Here is a 17,196-nt window from a genome sequence, read left to right on the forward strand (position 1 = left end):
GAACCAGCCTCAGCGCGGCGCCATGCGCAACGCGCCGTCGAGGCGGATGACCTCGCCATTCAGCATGACGTTCTCCAAGATGTGGCGCACCAGGGCCGCGAATTCCACCGGCTTGCCGAGACGCGGCGGAAAGGGCACGCTGCGCCCTAGCGAATCCTGCACCTCCTGCGGCATGCCCGCCATCATCGGCGTCTCGAAAATGCCCGGCGCGATGGAGACCACCCGTATGCCGGAGCGCGCCAGTTCCCGGGCGATCGGCAGCGTCATGGCCGCGACGCCCCCCTTGGAGGCCGCATAGGCTGCCTGGCCGACCTGCCCGTCGAAGGCGGCGACCGAGGCCGTGTTGACGATGACGCCGCGCTCGCCGTCCGCCGCCGGCTCCTGCCGGGCGATGGCCGCGGCGGCGAGCCGGATCATGTTGAACGTGCCGATGAGATTGATGCCGACGGTGCGGGCGAAGCTGTCGAGCCGGTGCGGCCCGTCGCGGCCGATCACCTTCTCGCCGGGCGCGACGCCGGCGCAGTTCACCAGCCCGTGCAGATGGCCGAAGCGGGCCAGCGCGAGGTCGATAGCGGCCTCCGCATCCTTCTCCTGCGTCACGTCCGTCCGGATGAAAGCGGTGCTGCCTCCCAACGCGTCGACTGTGGCCGCGCCGGCCTCCGCATTGACATCGGCGATCACGACATTCGCACCCTCGTCCACCAGCATGCGCGCCACGGCGGCACCGAGGCCCGAACCGCCGCCGGTGACGACGAAGGTCTTTGCGCGGATCAACATGGCTGCTCTCCCTCAGCACAGTTCATGTCCGTAGGGCCGGCGCGAAGTGTCGTGAGCCTTGCAGAGCCGCACAGCTTCGACAGGCGCCCGCCCATCCATCTTGCCTCACTCTACGATGGCGCGGTATTGCATGCGATGACCAAAGCGTCTCGAACTTTCGGCCAGTTTTACCATATTCCGCAGGGCATGACGATGACGGAAACCGGACGGCGGATGATATCACCCTTCTTCGTGGAAGAGGCGATCGACTGCCTGAAACGGCAGGGAAAGGCGCCTGGAAAGGTGCTGGCCTCCGTCGGCCTGCCCGCCCGGATCGACGCACCGATCTCCGCCGAAAGCTATGGTGCCCTGTGGCTGGCGATCGCGGCCGAAATGGACGACGAGTTCTTCGGCATGGGCGGCAGGCCGATGCGCAGCGGCAGCTTCACCCTGCTGTGCCATTGCATCCTGCATGCCAAGACCCTCGACCAGGCATTGCGGCGCGCGCTGCGCTTCCTGAACGCCATGCTGGAGGACCCGCAAGGCCATCTCGACATTTCCGACGGGCTTGCCCAGATCGTGCTCCAAGATCTTGCAGGCCCGCGCTCCGCCTTCGCCTACCGGACGTACTGGATCCTGTTGCACGGCATCACGTGCTGGCTCGTCGGACGACGCATTCCGCTGCGCATGGTCGATTTTTGTTGTGCCGAACCGGATCACGGCGCCGACTACCGGCTGTTCTTCGGCGCCCCCGTACGCTTCCTGCAACCGGTCAGCCGGCTCGCCTTCGACGCCTCCGTGCTGAAGCTGCCGGTCGCCCGCAGCGAGCAAGCCTTGAAACAGTTTCTGCGCAATGCCCCCGCCAACATCCTGGTGCGCTACCGCTACGATGCCGGCCTAGCGGCGAACGTCCGCAAGCGGCTTCGTCAGGTGCCCCCCACCTCGTGGGGCGCCTTCGACGATCTCGCCGCGCAGATGCGCATGTCCCCCTCGACCCTCCGGCATCGCCTCCATGCAGAAGGCCAGAACTACGCGACCATCCGCGATGAAATCCGGCGGGATCTCGCCATCGAGATGCTGCAGACAACGACGCTCGGGGTCGGGGAGATCGCCACCCGGCTCGGCTTCTCCGAGCCCAGCGCCTTCCACCGCGCCTTCCGCAAATGGACGGCGAAGAGCCCGGCCGGTTTTCGCCGGGAGACACCGACATAGACGATGCCCGGCCGGGGCATACGTGCAAGTTTGCCGGACGGTCCCGTCGCGAGGCACGGTCCGGCCCCACCCTGCTCAGCCAGCACCCTCCCGCCCTGTGCCGAGATGCAGACCGACGATCGCGATCACGATGATCGCCACATAGGCGATGCGCTGGGCGCCCAGCGGTTCGTCGAACATGATGGCGCCGACGAGGACCGAACCGACCGCGCCGATGCCCGTCCAGACCGCATAGGCCATGCCGAGCGGCAGGACGGACAGGGCCCTGGCGAGCGAAAACACGAAAGCCGCCAGCAGGAGGAGGGAAAGGAGACTCCAGCCCCAATGGGTCATGCCGTTCGATTTCTTGGTCGCCAGGGCCCAGAAGACATCCAGCACGCCGGACAGGACCAGGAAGACCCACCCCGTCGCGGCGCTCATGCGTGCACCCGCGCAAGCCGTGCCGCAAGGGCGGCCAGTTGCGCCTGTGCCTTTTCCGCCGCAGCCAGCACGTCATCCGGCTTGCCGACAGTCGGGCCGACGGGGACGATGTCCACATCGCGAAGGCCGATGAACTTCAGGGCCTGCCGCAGATACGGCGTCGCAAGATCGGGCCGGCCCCAGGACGGGCCCTCGGAAAAATCGCCGGAGCTTGCGAGGATCGCAACGACCGGGCGCGGCCGCAGAAGTGGCGTGTAGCCGGTCTGCGGATCGAAGCGGAAGCTGAGACCCGGCTGGGTCACGAGGTCGATATAATGCTTGAGCCGGTAGGGAATGGAGAGGTTCCACATCGGCGTGGAAATGAGGATGGCCTCCGCCGCGTCGAGCCTTTGCACCAGTTCCTCGATCGCCGCCCAGCTTTCGGCCTCCTGCGGCGTGAAGGGGCGGCCGGTAAGACGCGCATATTTCGCCGCAAGCAGGGGACCGTCAAAAGCCGGCAGGTCCGCCTTCCAGACGTCGATCTCGCGGACCCGGAGGCCGGGGCGATGCTTTTCAAGCGCGGCGATGAAACCCGCCGCCGCCTTGCCGGAATGGGAGAGGTCCGCACGGGGCGAAGCCTTGATGTGCAACAGTTCGGTCATGTCGATCTCCTTTGCTGGATCGACATATAAATTTGCACCGTCGCGAATTCTTCTGCATGAATTGCGAAACCAATTCGCAAAGGTGCGAAAATGCTGTCGACCGACGACCTTCTTCTGATCGCAGCCCTGGCACGCAGCGGAAAGCCCGTCCCCGCGGCGACCCGTCTCAACGTGCATCTTGCGACCGTCTATCGCCGGCTGAAGGAATTGGAGCAGGAGGCCGGGGCGCCGCTGTTTCAGCGGCTCGGCGGGCAATACGTCCCGACCCCGCTCGGCAGCGAACTCGTCCGCGCCGCGACAGCCATGGAGGCAAACCTTGCCGAGGCGCGGCGACAACTGGCGGGCGGTGAGCAGCGGCTTGCGGGCCGCATCACCCTCACGACGCCCGATTCCCTGGTCCCGCTGGTTTCCACGCTGCTCCCGCCGGTACGCCGGAAACATGCCGGCATCCGCTTCGATCTCGTGGTCTCCAACACCTTTGCCGACATGGCGCGCTACGAGGCCGAAGTGGCCATTCGCCCCACCCGCTCCCCGCCGGAAACGCTGGTCGGCCAGCGGGCGGGCGCATTCCGCTATGCGATCTATGCGAAAAGCGGAACCAGGGAAGACCTGCCATGGATTGCGCTCGACGACAGTCTTTCAACCATTCCCGCCGCGCGCTGGCTGGCCGCCCATGTGGCGCAGGAGGAGATCGTGCTGCGGGTGAACAGCATGTGGGCCGCCGCCCAGGCCGCCGCAGCCGGCCTCGGAAGAGCGCTTCTGCCGGATTATCTCCACCGGTCGTTCGATCTCGACCGGCAGGGCGATTTCATCGGCGCGCTGGAATCGGAAGTCTGGCTCCTCGTCCATCCGGACCTGCGCCGCACGCCGCGCATCCAGGCCTTCATGGATCTTGCCGCCGGCAGGCTCCGGGCACAGCTGAAGGCCTAGCGGCTACTATCGCGCACGATCAGCCGCGGCTCGATGGTGACATGCGGCACGTCCGGCCGGTCGTCGAGCAGGTCGAGGATGAGGCGGCCGGTGCGCTCGCCGATCTGCCGCGCCTGGGCGTCGATGGTCGTCAGCGCCGGCACGCAGATGCCGCCGATCTCGTAGTCGCCGAAGCCGCCGATGGCGATGCGGCCGGGCACGGGCACGCCGCGGCGCTGGCACTCCGTCAGCGCCCCGAAGGCCGAAAGGTCGGACACGCAGATCACCGCCTCCGTATCGGGGAATTCCGCCAGCAGCCGCGCCATGGCATTGGCGCCTTCCCGCATCGAGATCGGCGGCACGCCGGCATCGATGAGGCGCGAGGCGTCGAGGCCGTGGTTGGCGAGCGCGGCGATGAAGCCGAGGCGGCGGTCGCTGCCGCGGGTGTCGCGGCTCGCATCACCGCCGATGAAGGCGATGCGGCGATAGCCGGCCGCCACGAAATGATCGACCATGCTGCGCACGGCGTCGGCATTGGAAAAGCCGACGAAATGACCGATCGGCTCGGCCGGCACGTCCCACGTCTCGATGACGGGCACGCTGGCGTTCTCCAGCAGCCTCCGCGCCCGCGGCGTGTGTTTTCCGCCGGTCACGACGATGGCCTGCGGCTTGCGGCGCAAGAGCTGCTCGATCAGCCGCTCCTCTTCCTCGACATCGTAGTTCGTATAGCCGAGCAGGATCTGGAAGCCGCGGGCACTCAGCGTTTCGGAAAGGCCGCCGACCGTATCGGCGAAGTTCGCATTGTTGATCGACGGGATGGTGACGGCGATGAAATCCGTCTTCTGCGAGCGCAGGTTCGAGGCGGTGGAATCGAAGACATAGCCGAGCTCTTCCGCCGCCTTCAGGATCGCGTCGCGCGTGTCCTTGCTGATCAGGCTGCCGGACTTGAACGCGCGCGATACCGTCATCGGGGAGACACCCGTCTTGCGGGCGATGTCCGCCATGGTCGGTGCCTTGTCGTTGCGCATTCCCCGTGCTCCGTTATCGTTACCACACCGTAGCGCGCCGGCCTTCCATGCCGCAAGCCGGGCGACAGCGGAGCGTTCCGTTATCCCCACGCGCGCAAAGGCCGGTCACGCCGCGTCCGCGCCGATCGCCGCCAGTGCCGCGCGAGCGACGTCCTCGTCCTGCTCCCCCGACCCCGAACCGACGCCGATGCCGCCGAGAAGCACGCCGGCCGAGCGGATCGGCAAGCCGCCGCGCAGGCCCGTCACCTCGCCCTGGGTGGCCGCCGCAAGCGGCAGCTTCGCATGGTCGGGCAGGCTGTGGCTCGGGGCGCCGATGGAGGCGGCGGTGCGGGCCTTGGCCGTCGCGCTCTTCAGCGAGAGATAACGCGAGCCGTTCATGCGGAAGGAGCCGAGCACCACACCGCTCTGGTCGACGATGACGATGCATTGCGGCTGGCCCGAGGCCTTCGCGGCCTCGATGGCGCCCTTCAGCATGGCAAGCACGCCCTCGTCCGTCAGCTTCGCGGTCGTTTCCGTGAATGGCATGTCTGTCGTTCCTATTGCGAGGTCCGGACCGCGCCGCGGATGGCGAGCGAGACGGCATAGAGGGAGGTGGAGGCGGTGATGAAGAGCCGGTGACCATGCCGGCCGCCGAAGCAGATGTTCGAGACGGTCTCCGGCACGAGAATTTTCCCGAGCCGGCGGCCGTCCGGCGCGATGCAGTGCACCCCGTCGCCGGCCGAGGTCCACAGATTGCCGGCCGCATCGACGCGCATGCCGTCCGCGCAGCCGGGACCGACGACGTGGAAGACGTCGCCCCCGGTGAGCGACCAGCCCTTGCCGACATCGAAGACGCGGATATGGCGCGGATCGCTGGAGAACATGCGGCCCGTATCGGCAACGTAAAGCCGCGTCTCGTCCGGACTGAAGGCAAGGCCGTTCGGGCCCTGGAAATCGGTGAGCACCGCCCGGATCTCCCCCGAATGCGGATCGACCCGGTAGACATTGCAGGGCAGCTCCTGCTCGGCGCGCGTGCCCTCGTAGTCGGAGGCGATGCCGTAATGCGGATCGGTGAACCACACGGCACCGTCCGAGGCGACGACGACATCGTTCGGCGAGTTCAGCCGTTTTCCCTCGTAACGGTCGGCGATGACGGTGATCGAGCCGTCATGCTCGGTACGGGTGACGCGGCGCGTGCCGTGCTCGCAGGTGACGAGCCGGCCTTCCCGGTCACGCGTGTTGCCGTTGGAGAAATTGGCGGGTTCGCGGAACGTGCTTATACCGAGCGTCGGGCTCCAGCGCAGGATGCGGTTGTTGGGAATGTCGGAGAACAGCAGGCAATCATGATCGCCGAACCAGACCGGGCCCTCGACCCAGTCGAACCCGCCGGCCAGCGTCTTCAGCGGTGCATTTCCCAGCACGAAGGTTGAGAACAGCGCATCCTCGGCCTCGAAAAACGACATGGCGCTCCTCTTCCTTCACAATACACGTCCGCGCAAGATACCGATCATGCCGCCCCGGGCAAGGGCGATGGAGACCGGGCTTTGATCTCGCCTGGGGGCGGGTCTTCCCGCCCCCAGGCGCCGGAAGGAGGCCTATTTGCCCCAGATCTTCTTGTATTCGTCGCGATAGCCGTTGTCGGGGTCGAAGCTGTTCTTCGGCCCGCCATCGAACTCGACATTGTCCACCGTCACGACATGGAGCGGCGAGACGTAGCCCGACCATTGCTCGCCCGCAAAGGCGCGGTTCAGCTCGTCGACGAGCTGCCAGCCCTGCAGGTTGAGCGGCTCGGCCACGGTGACGGACTGGTGCTGCCTGGCGCGGATGCGCTGATAGGCGCTTTCCGAACCGTCGCCGGCCGCAACGCTCTTCGGCGCGCCATCACCCGCAATGCCGGCCGCGGCGAGCGACGGGCCCATGAAATCGAAATAGATGTCGTTGATCGCCAGCGCATGCGTCCACTGATCGCCATGGCGCTGGAGCAGCGAGGTGGTAAGCTGCGGCATGCGCTGCGAGGTTTCGGCGATCGGCGTATCGACATACTCCAGCACGGTGCCGCCGAGCGCTTCGATCTCCTCCTTCATCTTGTCGGCCTTGGCGATAGCGATGGCATAGGTCGAATCGGTGAAGATGATCACGCCGGGCTTGCCGCCGGCATCGACGAAGGCATAGTCGGCCGCCGCCTTGGAGACTTCCATGGCATCCGTCGTCACATTGGCGAAAACGCCGACATCCTCGACGGGGCCGACCGCCGGGGCGGCATGCCAGGCGACCATCGGGATGCCTGCCTTCTTGGCCTCTTCCATGGAAGGGCGCTGCTCGATGGCATCGAACCCGGTGATGATGATGCCGCCCGGCTTCAGCGTCAGCGCCTGGCCGAAGGAGGCGGTGCGGCCCTCGATCGAGCCGGCGCTGTCGAGCACCGTCACCTTCCAGCCGATAGCGGCCGCTGCCTCCTCGATGCCGTTGACGACGCCGAGGATGCCGCCGTTCTTCATGTCGGCAGCGACCACGACGACGGTCTTGCCCTCCGCCGCCTTCGGACCGCTCGTCGGGCCGTCCCATTTCTCGACCTTGCTGGCATATTTCTCGACGACGGCCTTCGCATCCGCCATGGCATCCGCGAAGGCCGGGCTTGCGAGCATCAGGCCGAAGGCGGCGGCGGCCGTGGTGGCCAGGAAATCTCTGCGTTTCACGATAGTGTCCTCCCTTTGGACGTGAGACATGCGACGATGGAACGAAGGTTCAGGATGGCTTGCCGGCCCCTTCCCCGGCGCGCCCTTCGGCTTGATGGCGCCCGCCGCGCCGCGGCGGCGCTGGGCATAGCCGGCAATGCCGATGGCGACGAGCAGCGTGACGCCGTTGAACAGCGGCTCGACGAAGAAGGAGCCGCCGAACTGCTGGATGCCGGCAATGCCGACGGCAAGGATGATGACGCCGATCATCGTGCCCCAGACATTGACGCGGCCCGGCTTGATGGTGGTGGAGCCGAGGAAGGCGCCGACGAGCGCCGGCAGCAGGTATTCGAGGCCGACGCTCGCCTGGCCGATGCGCAGCCGCGAGGCGAGCAGCACGCCGGCGACGGCCGAGAGGACGCCCGAGGCGATGAAGGCGCCGATGACGAAACGGCGGACCGGAATGCCGTTCAGCGCGGCCGCCTTCGGATTGGCGCCGATGGCATAGACATAGCGGCCGATCGGCAGGTATTCGAGCACGATCCAGAGCACGATCGCCAGCGCCAGCACGTAGAAGCCGGTGATCGGCAGGCCGAAGAGCATGGTGCCGTTCAGCGCGAGAAACCCGTCCGGCAAGACGCCGACCACCTGCCGGCCGCCCGTATGCCAGAGCGCGATGGCATAGATGACCGTGCCGGTGCCGAGGGTCGCGATGAAGCTGTCGATCCTGGCCACCTCGACCAGCAGGCCGTTCAGAAGGCCGGTCAACGCGCCGAGCACCAGCACGACGGCGACCGCCAGCGGCCAGGGCAGGCCCAGCATGGTCTGCAGGCTGATCGCCAGGATATGCCAGAGCACGATGCCGTAGCCGATGGTCAGGTCGATGCGTCCGCAGGCCATGGGGATCATCGCGGCCAGCGACAGGATGGCGATGATCGTCTTGTTGGCGATGATCGAGCGCAGGTTGAGCAGCGTCGGGAACGTATCGGACAGCAGGACCGAGAAGACGAGGATGAGCAGGACCGTCAGAATGACGAGGCCATAGACCGGCAGGAGGCGCTTCAGCCTCTCGCCGGTCGACAGCCCCTTCAGTTCGGCGGGCGTCGGCTCGAGCGCGTTGGACTGGATGGATTGCATCGTCTTTCTCCCGGAAATCAGGCCGCCTCGGAGGCGGAGGCCGCTGCGATGACGGCGGAGGTGGTGAGGTCGGCGCCGGACAGTTCGCGAACGATGCGTCCGCGCGAGAACACGAGCGCCCGATGGCAGATATGCGCGATCTCCTCGAAGTCGGTGGAGATCACGAGGACGGCGAGCCCCTCCTCCACCGCCGCCGCGATAAGGCGGTAGATGTCGGCCTTGGCACCGACATCGACGCCGGCCGTCGGGTCCTCGGCGATCAGCAGCCTGCGGCCGGTCGCAAGCCAGCGCCCGACCACCACCTTCTGCTGGTTGCCGCCCGACAGCGCCTCGATGACGAGCGCCTGGTCGTTGGGGCGCAGCCCCACCTTCTCGCCGATGGCCGCGGCCATGCAGGCCTCGCGGGCCGGCGACAGGAAGCCGGCGAGCCTGCGGCCGGAGGCGCCGGGATTGAGGAAAGTGTTTTCGCGCAGCGACAGCGACATGGCGACCGATTCCTCCGTCCGGTCGCGGGCGATCAGCCCGATGCCGGAGGCGATCGCCGTTTCCGGGCTGGAAAGATCGGGCGCCGCACCGCGGATGGTCACCGTGCCCGTCGCGGGTTCGGCGCCGAAGAGGGCGCGGCCGATCAGCTCCTGCCCCGCGCCGCGCAGGCCGACAAGGCCGAGAAGCTCGCCCTGCCTGAGCTCGAAGGAGACGGGGCCGGCACCACGGCAGGCAAGATCGCCGACCGACACCAGCACCGGACCGGGTGTCGAATGGGCCTTGGCAAAGAGCTGGTCCGCCTTGCGGCCGACGATCATGCGGATCAGCTCGTCCGGATTGGTGTCGGCGACGGCCGTCTCGCCGACGAGATGCCCATCGCGCAGCACGGCGACGCGGTCGGCGATGCGGAAGATCTCGTCGAGGCGGTGCGAGACGTAGATCATCGCCACGCCGCGGTCCTTGAGCGGCCGGATCGCATCGAACAGGCGCTCCACCTCGTCGGCCGGAAGGCTCGCGGTCGGTTCGTCGAGAACGAGCACGTCCGCCTCGACGGCGAGCGCCCGGGCGATGGCGACCAGCGACTTTTCGGTGCGCGTCAGGCTCTGCACGCGGGTGGAGGGATCGAAATCGCAGCCGACCAGCTTCAGCGCCTCGGCGGTGCGCCGCGCCGTGGCGTTCCAGTCGATCAGCTTGCGGCGCAGCGAAAAGCCCTGCGCCAGGCCGACATTCTCGGCCACCGTCATCCATTCGATGAGGCCGAGGTCCTGGTGGATGAAGGCGACCGATTGGCGCTCGTTCGGCCTCGGCGGGCGATGGTGATAGGGCTCGCCGCGAAACAGGATGTCCCCGCCGTCCGGCCGGTAGATGCCGGCGAGCGTCTTGATGAGGGTCGACTTGCCGGCGCCGTTTTCGCCGAGAAGCGCGAGGATCTCGCCGCTCCTGAGGTCGAGCGACACGTTCGTCAGCGCTTTCGTGCCACCGAATTCCTTCGAAACGGCGCGAAATTCCAGAAGTTTCTGCGTTTCCACCTGCTCCTCCCAAAGCCGATGGGATGATCGTATGGTATCGATAACATAGCTGTCAAGGGCACTGCATAAGCCTCTTCGACTCCCCCCATAGCTTTTCGAAATGGGGCTGGACAATTCCCTTCAGCTCGATATGTTATCGATAACAAAACGCATGTCGGAGGAATCCCGTGAGCAAGATCGAGCTGTTGCAGGTTGGGCCGTACCCAGCGTGGGACGAAGAGCGCCTGAACGCCAACTTCACCATGCACCGCTATTTCGAGGCGGCCGACAAGGCGGCGTTCCTGGCCGCGCATGGGGCGAACATCCGCGGCATCGCCACGCGCGGCGAGCTTGGCGCGAACCGGGCGATGATCGAGGCGCTGCCGAAGCTGGAGGTCATCTCCGTCTACGGCGTCGGCTATGATGCGGTGGATCTTGCCGCCGCCCGCGAGCGCGGCATCCGCGTCACCAACACGCCCGACGTGCTGACCAAGGACGTCGCCGACCTCGGCGTGGCGATGATGCTCGCCGAGGCGCGCGGCGTCATCGGTGGCGAGACATGGGTCAAAAGCGGCGACTGGGCGAAAAAAGGCCTCTACCCGCTGAAGCGCCGCGTGCACGGCAAGCGCGCCGGCATTCTCGGCCTCGGCCGCATCGGCTACGAGGTCGCCAAGCGCCTTGCCGGCTTCGACATGGGCATCGCCTACAGCGACACCGGCCCGAAGGATTTTGCCGGGGACTGGACCTTCATCGCCGATCCGGTGGAACTGGCCGCCCGCTCCGACTTCCTCTTCGTCACGCTGGCCGCCTCCGCCGAGACGCGCCACATCGTCGGCCGCAAGGTCATCGCGGCACTCGGGCCGGAGGGCATGCTGATCAACATCTCCCGCGCCTCCAACATCGACGAGGACGCCCTTCTCGACGCGCTCGAAAGCAAGGCGCTCGGCTCGGCTGCGCTCGACGTCTTCGAGGGCGAGCCGAACCTCGATCCGCGCTTCCTTGCGCTCGACAACGTCCTGCTCCAGCCGCACATGGCCTCCGGCACGGTCGAGACGCGCAAGGCGATGGGCCAGCTCGTCTTCGACAACCTGTCGGCCCATTTCGACGGCCGCCCGCTACCGACCCCGGTCCTGTGAGGAAGAGACCATGAAAGCGATCGTCATCCACGCGGCGAAGGACCTGCGCATCGAGGAGAGCGCCGTTGAGGCGCCCGGCCCCGGCGAGGTGGAGGTCCGTCTTGCCGCCGGCGGCATCTGCGGCTCGGACCTGCACTACTACAACCACGGCGGTTTCGGCACGGTGCGGCTGAAAGAGCCGATGATCCTCGGCCATGAAGTGGCCGGCCATGTCGCCGCGCTCGGCGAGGGTGTCTCCGGCCTTGCCATCGGCGATCTCGTCGCCGTCTCGCCCTCGCGGCCCTGCGGGGCTTGCGACTATTGCCTCAAGGGCCTGCCGAACCATTGCTTCAACATGCGCTTCTACGGCTCGGCCATGCCCTTCCCGCATATCCAGGGCGCTTTCCGCGAGCGGCTGGTCGCCAAGGCCAGCCAGTGCGTGAAGGCCGACGGCCTCTCCGCCGGGGAGGCCGCGATGGCCGAACCGCTTTCGGTCACGCTGCACGCCACGCGCCGGGCCGGCGAAATGCTGGGCAAGCGCGTGCTCGTCACCGGCTGCGGGCCGATCGGCACCTTGTCGATCCTCGCGGCAAGGCGGGCCGGCGCGGCCGAGATCGTCGCCGCCGACCTCTCCGAACGGGCGCTCGGCTTTGCCCGCGCGGTCGGCTCGGACCGTACGGTCAACCTGTCGGAAGACCGCGACGGCCTTGTTCCGTTCAGCGAGAACAAAGGATATTTCGACGTGCTCTACGAATGCTCCGGCGCGCAGCCGGCACTCGTCGCGGGCATCCAGGCGCTGCGCCCGCGCGGCGTCATCGTGCAGCTCGGCCTCGGCGGCGAAATGAGCCTGCCGATGATGGCGATCACGGCCAAGGAACTGGACCTGCGCGGCTCTTTCCGCTTCCATGAGGAATTCGCCGTGGCGGTGAAGCTCATGCAGGGCGGGCTGATCGACGTGAAGCCGCTGATCACCCATACGCTGCCGCTCGCCGACGCCCTGAAGGCCTTCGAGATCGCCTCGGACAAGGGGCAATCGATGAAGACGCAGATCGCTTTTGCCTGACGGCAATGGCAGGAAAGCGTAAGACGGCTTTCATCCACCCTTGCGGGAACAAAGAGACAAAGGATCCATGAGCACGCAACTCTTCGACCTTACTGGCAAGCGCGCCCTCGTCACCGGCTCCTCGCAGGGCATCGGCCTTGCGCTCGCCAAAGGCCTTGCCGATGCCGGCGCAGAGGTCATCCTCAATGGCCGCGACGCAGCCAAGCTGGCGGCCGCGGCAAAGGAGCTCGGCGCGAAACACACGCTCGCCTTCGACGCCACCGATCACGCGGCCGTGCGCGCGGTAATCGATGCCTTCGAGACGGAGGTCGGCGCCATCGACATCCTCGTCAACAATGCCGGCATGCAGCACCGTACGCCGCTGGAGGACTTTCCCGCCGACGCCTTCGAGCAGCTCCTGAAGACCAACGTCTCCACCGTCTTCAATGTCGGCCAAGCCGTCGCCCGCCACATGATCCGCCGCGGCGCGGGCAAGATCATCAACATCGCCAGCGTGCAGACGGCGCTCGCCCGCCCGGGCATCGCCCCCTATACCGCCACCAAGGGCGCGGTCGGCAACCTCACCAAGGGCATGGCGACGGACTGGGCGAAATACGGCCTGCAATGCAACGCCATCGCGCCCGGCTATTTCGACACGCCGCTGAACGCCGCGCTCGTCGCCGATCCCGCCTTCTCCGCCTGGCTGGAAAAGCGCACGCCGGCCGGCCGCTGGGGCAAGGTGGAGGAGCTGGTTGGCGCCTGCATCTTCCTTTCCTCCGACGCTTCCTCCTTCGTGAACGGACACACGCTCTATGTCGACGGCGGCATCACGGCCTCGCTCTGAGGAAAACAGGCGTATCGTCCTGATGGGCGTTGCCGGCTGCGGCAAGTCCGCCGTCGGCGCGGCGCTCGCCGCCCGTATCGGCGCGAACTATCTCGACGGCGACGACCTGCACCCTGCGGAAAACATCGAGAAGATGAGCCGCGGCGAGCCGCTGACCGACGATGACCGCTGGCCCTGGCTGACCCTGGTCGGCCGCACGCTCGCGCAGCCGGGCGGCACCCTGATCATCGGCTGCTCGGCCCTCAAGCGCCGCTACCGCGACCACATCGCCCGCGAGGCACGAGGCCCCGTCACCTTCGTCCACCTCTCCGGCACGAAGGAGCTGATCGCCGCCCGCATGGCCGCACGCGCCGGCCACTTCATGCCGACAAGCCTCATCGACAGCCAGTTCGCCGCCCTCGAGCCGCCGGCGCAAGACGAGAATGCCATGACCGTCGATATCGACGACACGCTCGAAAGCATCGTCGACCGTATCGCCGCGAAACTGGAGGAGACCCCATCATGACGAACACCGTCGCGCTGATCGGCGCGGGCGCCATGGGCGGCGCCATCGGCACGCGGCTTGCCGAAACCGGCAACCGCCTGACCGTCTTCGATCCGAACCCGGAAAAGGTGCAGGTGCTTGTCGACAGGGGCGCGACTGCGGCGCCCACGGCCGCTGCGGCCGCTGCCGCCAGCGACTATGTGATCCTCAGCCTCAATTCGCCGGCCATCGTGCGCCGCGCCGTCTTCGGCGAGGCCGGCATCGCCGCCGGTGCACGGGCCGGCACGCTCATCATCGACATGTCCTCGATCGACCCGGACGCCACGAAGCAGCTTGCCGCCGATGCGGCGGAAAAGGGCCTGCGCTGGGTGGACAGCCCACTATCCGGCGGGGCACCGAAGGCGCGGATCGGCCAACTCACGCTGATGGCCGGCGGAACGGCGGACGACGTGGCGGATGCGCACACGGTCCTGCGACACCTCGCCAGCAACTACACCCATATGGGCCCGGTCGGCGCCGGCCAGACGACCAAGCTGATCAACCAGGTCCTGTGCGGCCTCGGCTTCCTTGCCGTCGCCGAGGCGACGCAACTGGCGCTCGATGCCGGCGTGGACGCGGCAAAGATCCCGCAGGCGCTGAAGGGCGGGCGGGCCGACAGCGCCATCCTGCAGGAATACATGCCGCGCTTCGTGGCGAAGGACTACCGCCGCACGGGCCGCATCGACAACATGGTGAAGGACCTTTCCGGCGCACAGGACCTTGCCCGCCGCACCAACACCGCCATGCCGCTGACGGCGGCCTGCGCCGAGATCCACCGCATGCTGACGGCCGCCGGCCTCGGCGGCGAGGACCAGGCGGCGCTGATGGAATTCTTCCGGGGGCCGAACAAGGAGAACTTCGAATGATCACCCGCTACGCGCTGTTCGAGGGCAAGGTGAAGGAGGGCCGGACCGACGCCTTCCGCAAGGCCGTCATCGAGCGCATCCTGCCGAAATGGCGGCAGTTTCCACACGCCACCGACGTGCGCGTCTCGTTTGCCGAGGCCCGCGACGAGGGTGCGCCGGAACTGCCGATGATCCTCGCCATCAACTATCCGAGCCTTGCGGCCGTCGAGGAGGCGTTGGCAAGCCCGGTGCGCGCCGAAGCCCGCGCGGCGACCGAGTCGGTTCTGGCCGAATTCTTCGAAGGCCGCATCCACCACCATGTGACGCTCGCCAGCGAATACAGGCTCTGAGCCCCGCCTCCCTCGCATCCGGAATGTTTTCGGCCGAAGTGGAATCGCGTCGGCGCCGGACCTGCCCTAACCCTTTTCCCCGTCCCTTTTTCCGTCCTCATGCTCGCCCGCAAGGGTGAGCATGTCGGCGAACAGGGCCGTCCACTGGGCCTCGGTGATGTCGATGAGGCCGAAGGCCTTCAGCAGGAAGGCGCCTTCGCCGGCGAGGAAGGCGAGCGCGGCCTGCCTGTCCTCCGCCTTGCCCATGTCCAGCCCCGCCAGGCGGTGCGTGTACCAGACGCGGCTCGCCGCAACCTGTTCGGGGCTTTGCAAGAGCGCCGTCATCATCACGGCGGAGCGTGAATATTCCGCCTCGTCGCTGTCGCGGGTCGCCAGCAGGTGCCCGCGGATGACGGATTGCGGCGAGCGGTCGTTTCCCGCATGCGCCATCACTTCCGCCTCGAACGTGCTGCCCCAGCGCTCGATCATCGAGCGGATCAGGTTCTCCTTCGTGCCGAAGCAATATTGCACGCCGCCCTTCGTGATGCCGGCGGCGCGCGCAACGGCATCGAAGGTCAGGCCCGCCGCGCCGTCGGCGGCCACGATGGCCTCGGCGGCGTCCAGAACGCGGTCGCGATCTATGCTGCGCGGTCGTCCTGCCATCTCACCTCTTCCATTTCAATACGAATGTATTTATATAGCGCCCCACGCGCATGCAACTGCGAAACACCATGCCCAAGGATCATACCGATGTCCCGTGGTAAACGCTGGCTCGTCCTCGCCGTCGTCTCCAGCGCCCTCTTCCTGATCGTCATCGACATGACGGTGCTCTATACGGCCCTGCCCAAACTGACGCACGCGCTTTCCGCCACCGCGGCCGAGAAGCTCTGGATCGTCAACGCCTATCCCCTCGTCGTCGCCGGCCTCCTGCCGGGCCTCGGCACGCTGGGCGACCGGCTGGGCCACAAGCAGATGTTCATGGCCGGCCTCATCGTGTTCGGCCTCGCCTCCCTCGGCGCGGCCTTCGCCCCCTCGCCCGCCTTGCTGATTGCCGCGCGCGTCGCCCTGGCCGCCGGGGCGGCGATGATGATGCCTGCCACGCTGTCGCTCATCCGCCTCACCTTCACGGATGAGAAGGAACGGGCCTTTGCGATCGGCATCTGGGCCGCGGTCGCTTCGGGCGGGGCGGCGCTCGGCCCGGTCGTCGGCGGGCTGCTGCTTGAATATTTCTGGTGGGGCTCCGTCTTCCTGATCAACGTTCCGGTCGTGCTCGTCGCGCTGGCGGCAAGCGCCGTGCTGCTCACCCGCCGCGCGGGAGACCGCAGCCGCCCCTGGGATCTCCTCGGTTCCGTGCAGGTGATGTTCGGCCTCGTTGGCCTCACCTATGCCGTAAAGGAAGCGGGAAAGCGCGATCCCTCCTGGGAAAGCGCGGTCATCGCGCTTGTCATCGGCCTTGCGGCTATGGCGGTGTTCATTCGCCGCCAGCGCCGCAGCGCGGCGCCGTTGATCGATTTCGCGCTCTTTGCCGATCCACGCTTTACCGCGGGCGTCGCCACAGCGCTCGTCGCCTCCGCCGCCCTTATCGGCGTGGAGCTGGTCTTCAGCCAGCGGCTGCAGCTCGTGCTCGGCTATTCCCCGCTGGAGGCCGGCGTGCTCATCCTGCCGATCCCTGCGGCCGCCTTCTTCGCCGGGCCGCTCACCGGGCTCGCCTTGCCGCGCCTTGGCGGCGAACGGGTGCTCTGGGCCGCGCTGCTGCTGTCCGGCCTTGCGCTCGCCGCCTTCCTCGCCACCCACCAGGGCCCGACAGTCTACTGGATCGCGGCGCTCGCGGCGATGGGCTTCGGCGCCGGCGCCTCCATGACGGCGGCATCGACCGTCATCATGCTTTCGTCGCCCGAAGAGCAGGCCGGCATGGCCGCCTCGGTGGAGGAGGTCTCGTTCGAACTGGGCGGAGCACTGGGCATCGCCCTGCTCGGGAGCCTGATGTCCGCCCTCTATTCGCAGGCGATGATCGTGCCGCAGGGCGTGGTGCTCGCCGACGAGGCCCGCGACAGCCTCGACGAGGCGCTGATCCTTGCCGATGGCCTCAAGCCGGACCAGGCGCAACAGGTGATCGCCCTCGCCCAGTCCGCCTTCGACCACGCCTTCGTCGGCGTCGTCAGCGCCGCCGTGGCGATGCTGATTGCGGTCGCCTTCACGCTCTATTGGAAACTGAGCCCGCGCCGTCGCGCTTGACCATCAGGCAACG

17 protein-coding genes and 2 pseudogenes are annotated in these 17,196 nt (G+C 67.3%); 9 read left to right on the plus strand and 10 right to left on the minus strand.

All coding sequences use genetic code 11. The annotated features are described in order from the left end of the window. Positions 1-9: 9 nt before the first annotated feature. Positions 10-777: a 3-hydroxyacyl-CoA dehydrogenase gene (locus shn_RS32715; RefSeq protein WP_064334616.1), complete on the minus strand. Its 768-nt coding sequence runs from the start codon at positions 775-777 to the stop codon at positions 10-12. Between the two features lie 192 nt (positions 778-969). Between shn_RS32715 and shn_RS32720 the strand changes: the two genes are divergently transcribed. Further along, on the plus strand, positions 970-1,968 hold the full coding sequence (locus tag shn_RS32720; RefSeq protein WP_084438731.1) for an AraC family transcriptional regulator: 999 nt from the start codon (positions 970-972) through the stop codon (positions 1,966-1,968). 75 nt (positions 1,969-2,043) lie between these two features. Here shn_RS32720 and shn_RS32725 read toward each other — a convergent pair whose 3' ends face one another. Together shn_RS32725 and shn_RS32730 are read right to left on the minus strand one after the other, a co-directional pair. Further along, on the minus strand, positions 2,044-2,388 hold the full coding sequence (locus tag shn_RS32725) for a multidrug efflux SMR transporter (protein ID WP_064334617.1): 345 nt from the start codon (positions 2,386-2,388) through the stop codon (positions 2,044-2,046). Next, the gene (locus shn_RS32730; RefSeq protein WP_064334618.1) at positions 2,385-3,029 is read right to left on the minus strand and encodes an FMN-dependent NADH-azoreductase; all 645 of its coding nucleotides are present in this window, start codon (positions 3,027-3,029) and stop codon (positions 2,385-2,387) included. Before shn_RS32730 ends, shn_RS32725 begins: the two co-directional genes overlap by 4 nt. A gap of 90 nt (positions 3,030-3,119) precedes the next feature. Here shn_RS32730 and shn_RS32735 point away from each other — a divergent pair, with 90 nt between their 5' ends. Then, positions 3,120-3,959 (plus strand): LysR family transcriptional regulator, encoded by an 840-nt coding sequence (locus tag shn_RS32735; RefSeq protein ID WP_064334619.1) that lies wholly within the window; start codon positions 3,120-3,122, stop codon positions 3,957-3,959. Here shn_RS32735 and shn_RS32740 read toward each other — a convergent pair. The 6 genes and pseudogenes from shn_RS32740 to shn_RS32765 all read right to left on the minus strand — a co-directional run bounded on the left by shn_RS32740 (position 3,956) and on the right by shn_RS32765 (position 10,271). After that, positions 3,956-4,966 (minus strand): LacI family DNA-binding transcriptional regulator, encoded by a 1,011-nt coding sequence (locus tag shn_RS32740; RefSeq protein ID WP_064334620.1) that lies wholly within the window; start codon positions 4,964-4,966, stop codon positions 3,956-3,958. The genes shn_RS32735 and shn_RS32740 overlap by 4 nt on opposite strands. 105 nt (positions 4,967-5,071) lie before the next feature. Further along, positions 5,072-5,491 (minus strand): heme-binding protein, encoded by a 420-nt coding sequence (locus shn_RS32745; RefSeq protein WP_064334621.1) that lies wholly within the window; start codon positions 5,489-5,491, stop codon positions 5,072-5,074. A gap of 11 nt (positions 5,492-5,502) precedes the next feature. Next, on the minus strand, positions 5,503-6,408 hold the full coding sequence (locus shn_RS32750; RefSeq protein WP_064334622.1) for an SMP-30/gluconolactonase/LRE family protein: 906 nt from the start codon (positions 6,406-6,408) through the stop codon (positions 5,503-5,505). Between the two features lie 132 nt (positions 6,409-6,540). Further along, positions 6,541-7,641, minus strand: a complete 1,101-nt coding sequence (locus shn_RS32755) for a substrate-binding domain-containing protein (protein ID WP_064334642.1) — start codon at positions 7,639-7,641, stop codon at positions 6,541-6,543. Between the two features lie 87 nt (positions 7,642-7,728). Beyond that, positions 7,729-8,757, minus strand: a pseudogene (locus tag shn_RS32760) (ABC transporter permease); the annotation flags it as partial. Positions 8,758-8,774: 17 nt separating this feature from the next. After that, positions 8,775-10,271, minus strand: a complete 1,497-nt coding sequence (locus shn_RS32765) for a sugar ABC transporter ATP-binding protein (protein WP_064334623.1) — start codon at positions 10,269-10,271, stop codon at positions 8,775-8,777. Between the two features lie 167 nt (positions 10,272-10,438). On the opposite strand from shn_RS32765, the gene shn_RS32770 reads away from it, so the two are divergent. From shn_RS32770 to shn_RS32795, 6 genes and pseudogenes are all read left to right on the plus strand, one after another. Next, positions 10,439-11,386 (plus strand): 2-hydroxyacid dehydrogenase, encoded by a 948-nt coding sequence (locus tag shn_RS32770; RefSeq protein ID WP_064334624.1) that lies wholly within the window; start codon positions 10,439-10,441, stop codon positions 11,384-11,386. A 10-nt stretch (positions 11,387-11,396) separates the two neighbouring features. Further along, positions 11,397-12,428: an L-idonate 5-dehydrogenase gene (locus tag shn_RS32775; RefSeq protein WP_064334625.1), complete on the plus strand. Its 1,032-nt coding sequence runs from the start codon at positions 11,397-11,399 to the stop codon at positions 12,426-12,428. Positions 12,429-12,495: 67 nt separating this feature from the next. Beyond that, complete coding sequence (locus shn_RS32780) at positions 12,496-13,251, plus strand: SDR family oxidoreductase (protein ID WP_064334626.1); 756 nt, start codon at positions 12,496-12,498, stop codon at positions 13,249-13,251. A 22-nt stretch (positions 13,252-13,273) separates the two neighbouring features. Then, positions 13,274-13,756 carry a gluconokinase gene (locus tag shn_RS32785; protein ID WP_084438728.1) on the plus strand — a complete coding sequence of 161 codons (483 nt, stop codon included), beginning with the start codon at positions 13,274-13,276 and terminating at the stop codon, positions 13,754-13,756. Beyond that, positions 13,747-14,640, plus strand: a pseudogene (locus shn_RS32790) (NAD(P)-dependent oxidoreductase); the annotation flags it as partial. The gene shn_RS32785 and the pseudogene shn_RS32790, both read left to right, overlap by 10 nt. Continuing rightward, positions 14,637-14,969: a hypothetical protein gene (locus shn_RS32795; protein WP_064334628.1), complete on the plus strand. Its 333-nt coding sequence runs from the start codon at positions 14,637-14,639 to the stop codon at positions 14,967-14,969. The pseudogene shn_RS32790 and the gene shn_RS32795, both read left to right, overlap by 4 nt. Positions 14,970-15,035: 66 nt before the next feature. Here shn_RS32795 and shn_RS32800 read toward each other — a convergent pair whose 3' ends face one another. Continuing rightward, the gene (locus shn_RS32800) at positions 15,036-15,611 is read right to left on the minus strand and encodes a TetR/AcrR family transcriptional regulator (protein WP_064334629.1); all 576 of its coding nucleotides are present in this window, start codon (positions 15,609-15,611) and stop codon (positions 15,036-15,038) included. An 87-nt stretch (positions 15,612-15,698) separates the two neighbouring features. On the opposite strand from shn_RS32800, the gene shn_RS32805 reads away from it, so the two are divergent. Next, positions 15,699-17,183: an MFS transporter gene (locus shn_RS32805; protein ID WP_064334630.1), complete on the plus strand. Its 1,485-nt coding sequence runs from the start codon at positions 15,699-15,701 to the stop codon at positions 17,181-17,183. Positions 17,184-17,196: the final 13 nt, after the last annotated feature.

It is taken from the genome of Shinella sp. HZN7 (genome assembly GCF_001652565.1).
GTDB lineage: Bacteria > Pseudomonadota > Alphaproteobacteria > Rhizobiales > Rhizobiaceae > Shinella > Shinella granuli.